Below are 3,992 nucleotides of genomic sequence, written 5' to 3' on the forward strand. Positions count from 1 at the left end.
TTAGAGGGTGCTGAAAAAGTCAGTTTTGCTTAAGGGCACGGCTTCAGCCGTGCCGCTAACGCTGCAAAATCAACGCGGCTTTAGCCGCTGAGGTACGCTTTCTTCCCGGCGAGACACTTTTTCAGCACCCTCTTTAGCCCCGGATCGTTCTCCACTCCCGCTCATGATTAGATAGAACGATGAAAAAAATCCTCCTCAGTTGGAGCGGAGGCAAAGACTCCGCCTGGGCGCTCCATCTGCTGCGTCAGTCGTCTGAGTACGAAGTCGCCGCGCTATTAACAACCGTGAACGAAAAGTTCCGCCGCGTAGCCATCCACGGCTTCCGCGAAGAACTCCTCGATCGTCAAGCCCAACTCGCCGGACTGCCGCTCTGGAAGATCGACCTGCCCTTCCCCTGCTCGAACGAAGAGTACGAAACGCGCATGTCCGCCGCCTGCCTGCGAGCCGTGCGCGAAGGATTCACCGGCGTAGCGTTCGGCGATCTCTTCCTCGAAGATATCCGCGCCTACCGCATCGCCAAACTCGCAGGCACCGGCCTCGAACCCATCTTCCCTGTCTGGGGAATCCCCACCGATCGCCTTGCCGGCGAAATGATGGCGGGCGGCCTGCGCGCGCGCCTCACCTGCGTCGACCCGCGAAAGCTCCCTGCCGAATTTGCAGGCCGCGAGTGGGACCATGCACTCCTCGACGAACTGCCCGCCACCGTCGATCCCTGCGGCGAAAACGGCGAGTTCCACTCCTTCTGCTGGGCCGGCCCCATGTTCTCTTCGGAGATTCCCGTGCAAACCGGAGAGCGCGTCCTGCGCGACGGATTCAGCTACGCAGACATGATCGCCCAATCGTAAAAAATTCTACGACTGCCCAATCAACACGCCCGCTGCGAACACCAGCCCACCGCCCACGATCACCTGCAAACACGAAAGCGCAAAGCTCGTCTTAAAGTAGCGGTGACGAATCAGAGCAATCACAACCAGCTCAACCCCAACCACGGTGTAGGCCAGCGTCAGTGCCTGATGAACGTTCGCAATCAGAAACGGCAGCGTATGCAGAAAGCCGCCGATGAAGGTCATCAGCCCGGTGACAATTCCGCGAAAGACTGGATCGCCGCGTCCAGTCAGCGAGCCATCGTCCGAAAGCCCTTCCGAGAAGGCCATCGAGATGCCCGCACCGACAGCCGTGGCCGCTCCAATCAGAAACGTTGTGCGGGAACTATGCGTTGCAAACGCAGTCGCAAAGATCGGCGCCAGCGTCGAGACGGAGCCGTCCATCAGCCCTGCCAGCCCCGGTTGCACAATCCGCAACACGAAGCTCTTATCGTTCTCCACGATCTCCGACAGCTCGCTCAGATTCGGTATGTTCTCGGCCATGCCTCTATGCTAACGGCTCGAAGCGCAAACAGCTTCGCCCGGCGGCTGGTTGGCCCACCGGGCGAAGCTGTCTTGCGTGAGTCGTTATTGGCCGCGGCGTGCAGTGCCCGAGCGACCGCGTGAACGTCCACCAGCCCCGCTGTTCTGGCCACCGGAGTGTCCCCGGTTGCTGCCCGGCCCGCGCCCGCCGGAGAAGCCTCTCCGCCTGCCCTGTCCGTTGCTGTTCTTGTTGCCATTCGATGTGGAGGCGGCAGCGGGATCATTGCGCCACGCGCGCGTCTCAAGCTGCAAAAGATCCATCCCCGGAGTAGTGATGTCCAGCGGCTGATTGCGCAGCTCCTTCTCCAGATTCTTATCGGCCTCGCGCCAGTCGAACTTTATCTTCAACTCGCGTTCGAGCTTGCGCGCGTCGTGCCGTTCCTGCGGCATCACAAACGTGGTTGCCACGCCCTTCGCTCCCGCCCGGCCGGTTCGCCCAATGCGGTGTACGAAGTCTTCGCTCGCGTTCGGCAGGTCGTAATTCACCACGTGCGCGATGTCCTGCACGTCGATGCCGCGCGCGGCCACGTCCGTCGCCACCAGCACGCGATGCTTGCCGTTGGCAAAGCCCTTCAGGGCCGCCGTCCGTTGCGACTGCGACCTGTCGCCGTGAATCACGTCCGCATCATGGCCCAGCTTCTCCAGTTTGCGACAGATGCGGTCCGCGCCATGCTTCGTCCGCGCGAACACCAGAAACGTCCCCTGCTCTTCATTCAGCATCTGGTCCAGCAGGCCCAGCTTCTGGTCTTGCATCACGCTGTACACGCGAAGCTCCACGCGGTCGGAAGGCTTTGAGGTCGCCCCAATCTCGATGCGGACAGGGTTGCGCACATAGTCGCGCACAATCTCCTGAATATTCGCATCCAGCGTCGCCGAATAGCACATCGTCTGGCGCTGCTTGGGAATCGCTGTCACGATGCGGCGAATCGCAGGCAGAAAGCCCATGTCCAACATGCGGTCCACTTCGTCCAGCACAAACATCTCGACCGCGTTGATCGAGATCTCGCGGCGACGCAGAAAGTCCTCCAGCCGTCCCGGCGTAGCAACCACCAGACGCGGCCCGCGATCAAGCTGGTCAAGCTGTGTGTTTTCCGAAAGCCCGCCGCACACCAGCACCGCATCGTGCTTCGCGCCCGGCATCAGCTTCCAGTACGCTTCCAGCACCTGCATCGCCAGCTCGCGAGTCGGCAGCAGGATCAGCGCGCGAATCGTGTTGCGCTTGCCCTTCGTGCTTGGTGCAGAGGTCGCCTCCAGCCGCTCGATGATGGGTATCAGAAAGCTCAGCGTCTTGCCGGTTCCAGTCGAGGCCGTGGCCAGAATGTCGGAACCGCTCAGCGCCGGCGGAATCGCCTTCGTCTGCACCGGCGTCGGCGTCACAAAGCCCGCGCCCGCAAGGCGGGTCTTCAGTGAAGAGGAGATGTTGAAGTCGTTGAAGCAGCCAAATTTCGCTGCATCGGAGGAAGGGGGATTGTTCGTTACGGTCTCAGCCTGGAGCGTCTCCGGCTGTTCAAGAATTGCTGTCGTCAAAATCTTTCCTTTGGGGGAGGTTGAAAAAATCGGCAAATGAATGCAGAGGCGCGCACACGCGCCATGGGGTTCAATTCATCAGCACTGCCATCGAGGTATCGAAGCGTTGCTGCTGCACGGCGAGGCCTGTCCATTGACGGGCCATCCAGCCAGAGCAACCAGCGCGGTTTCCGCAGGTAAGCGGGAAAATAAGCGGTGGGGTAGGGCGGCCCGCAGTCTCTGGCCAGACCCTCATGTTCCAAAGGGTCTTTGCCTGCGACGCCCGCATCCATACTTCCGAATGCACAATCAGTGTAGCACATCCACCGGAGGCGATGCATTTTGCACGCCACCACGCTACGTCATCTCGACCGAGGGCGGCGCTTTTTGCACGCCACCACTCCACGTCATCTCGACCGAAGGCGACAGCTTTTTGCCGCCGTAGTGCAGAGCCCCCCGTATCTCCCGCCCTTCAGCGTCAATGCATACCGTTCTCACACAGCCTCTTCAAAAGATGCTGAAAAGTCTTCAGGTTGCCTTCGGGGATAAGCGTGGGGCTTCAGAGGGTGCTGAAAAAGTCAGTTTTGCTTAAGGGCACGGCTTCAGCCGTGTCGCTAACGCTGCAAAATCAACGCGGCTTTAGCCGCTGAGGTACGCTTTCTTCCCGGCGAGACACTTTTTCAGCACCCTCTTCAGCCCCACGAATAATCCAGCAAATGAGGGGGCCGCTTTAGCGTCTGTGTGAGAACACGGCAAACACGCTCAGCGCCAAAGGCGCGACATCGACCAGCCTGGGCCGAAGGCCCGGGAAACACCGTTGCGGAGGATTCTCATCCCCCGCAACAGTGTGCCTGGCATCTACCGAAGCCTGCGCCGTACCTCGGCAAGCAGACCCACCATCCCCGTTCCCAGCAGCGCCAGCGAACCGGGCTCAGGCACAGGACTGGATGTGAATAAGCCAGCCTCTCCAGGGAGCCCTTCGGCATTGGGGCCGGAGTTCGGATTGTCAACCAGGCCGGTCGCATTCGCAAGACCGGCGGCATAGAGAATCGGCCCTCCGCCTACGTCGCCATTGCTCCA

5 protein-coding genes are annotated in these 3,992 nt (G+C 60.7%); 1 reads left to right on the forward strand and 4 read right to left on the reverse strand.

Going from position 1 to position 3,992, the window contains the following annotated elements; translation table 11 throughout:
* Positions 1 to 179: 179 nt before the first annotated feature.
* Positions 180 to 845 carry a Dph6-related ATP pyrophosphatase gene (locus VFU66_RS05645; protein WP_326445263.1) on the forward strand — a complete coding sequence of 222 codons (666 nt, stop codon included), beginning with the start codon at positions 180 to 182 and terminating at the stop codon, positions 843 to 845.
* 6 nt (positions 846 to 851) lie between these two features.
* Here VFU66_RS05645 and VFU66_RS05650 read toward each other — a convergent pair whose 3' ends face one another.
* The 4 genes from VFU66_RS05650 to VFU66_RS05665 all read right to left on the reverse strand — a co-directional run.
* Positions 852 to 1,367: a VIT1/CCC1 transporter family protein gene (locus VFU66_RS05650; RefSeq protein ID WP_326445264.1), complete on the reverse strand. Its 516-nt coding sequence runs from the start codon at positions 1,365 to 1,367 to the stop codon at positions 852 to 854.
* A gap of 84 nt (positions 1,368 to 1,451) precedes the next feature.
* On the reverse strand, positions 1,452 to 2,933 hold the full coding sequence (locus VFU66_RS05655) for a DEAD/DEAH box helicase (protein ID WP_326445265.1): 1,482 nt from the start codon (positions 2,931 to 2,933) through the stop codon (positions 1,452 to 1,454).
* A 336-nt stretch (positions 2,934 to 3,269) separates the two neighbouring features.
* Complete coding sequence (locus VFU66_RS05660; RefSeq protein ID WP_326445266.1) at positions 3,270 to 3,410, reverse strand: hypothetical protein; 141 nt, start codon at positions 3,408 to 3,410, stop codon at positions 3,270 to 3,272.
* A gap of 360 nt (positions 3,411 to 3,770) precedes the next feature.
* Positions 3,771 to 3,992, reverse strand: a 222-nt coding sequence (locus VFU66_RS05665; protein ID WP_326445267.1) for a PEP-CTERM sorting domain-containing protein, incomplete at its 5' end; no start/stop codon positions are given.

Origin of the sequence: Edaphobacter sp., assembly GCF_035763405.1 — a bacterium.
In the GTDB taxonomy this organism is placed as follows: Bacteria; Acidobacteriota; Terriglobia; order Terriglobales; family Acidobacteriaceae; genus Edaphobacter.

What these genes read in the sequence shown, in the direction of transcription:
- VFU66_RS05645 (WP_326445263.1), top strand. Translation starts at nt 180, where the DNA reads ATGAAAAAAATCCTCCTCAGTTGGAGCGGAGGCAAAGACTCCGCCTGG.
- VFU66_RS05650 (WP_326445264.1), bottom strand. Translation starts at nt 1,367, where the DNA reads ATGGCCGAGAACATACCGAATCTGAGCGAGCTGTCGGAGATCGTGGAG.